The sequence below is a fragment of the Longirhabdus pacifica genome (assembly GCF_004115085.1).
GTDB lineage: Bacteria > Bacillota > Bacilli > Paenibacillales > DSM-105158 > Longirhabdus > Longirhabdus pacifica.
The window spans coordinates 1-519 of record NZ_QXJP01000072.1; the positions used below are offsets into that span (position 1 = coordinate 1).

A 519-nucleotide genomic window follows, 5' to 3' on the forward strand; every position below is an offset into this window, starting at 1 on the left:
CGCTGACGGGATCGAACCGCCGACCCTCTGCTTGTAAGGCAGATGCTCTCCCAGCTGAGCTAAGCGTCCAAAAATGACCCGTACGGGATTCGAACCCGTGTTACCGCCGTGAAAGGGCGGTGTCTTAACCGCTTGACCAACGGGCCACAATAATAACAATGACGAAGCTCCCAACCGGATTTGAACCGGTGACCTCTTCCTTACCATGGAAGCACTCTACCTGCTGAGCTATGGGAGCATGGCTCCTCGAACAGGACTCGAACCTGTGACAACTCGGTTAACAGCCGAGTGCTCTACCAACTGAGCTATCGAGGAACAATGATGAGTTTTGACTTCGTCAAAATCTCGAATATTTGAAGCTTTTTTTGCTGCTTGAGGATCGAACTCAGTCAAACTTTGTTTAACTTTTTGTTCTAATGCTTACGAAGTAGTTTTTACTTCGTAATAACTTGTGCACCCTCAAAACTGAAAGTGAAAGAAGAAGTGTTACGTTGTTTCTTCGTAGCGTTGCTTTAAGGT

The 519-nt window shown here is 47.0% G+C and carries 3 tRNA genes; all 3 read right to left on the minus strand.

The features are described 5' to 3' along the window. Positions 1–74: 74 nt before the first annotated feature. A tRNA-Glu gene (locus tag D1Z92_RS17125) sits at positions 75–146 on the minus strand. Positions 147–165: 19 nt separating this feature from the next. Then, positions 166–238: transfer RNA gene (locus D1Z92_RS17130), tRNA-Thr, on the minus strand. A 1-nt stretch (position 239) separates the two neighbouring features. Next, positions 240–315, minus strand: a tRNA-Asn gene (locus tag D1Z92_RS17135). Between the last annotated feature and the right edge of the window lie 204 nt (positions 316–519).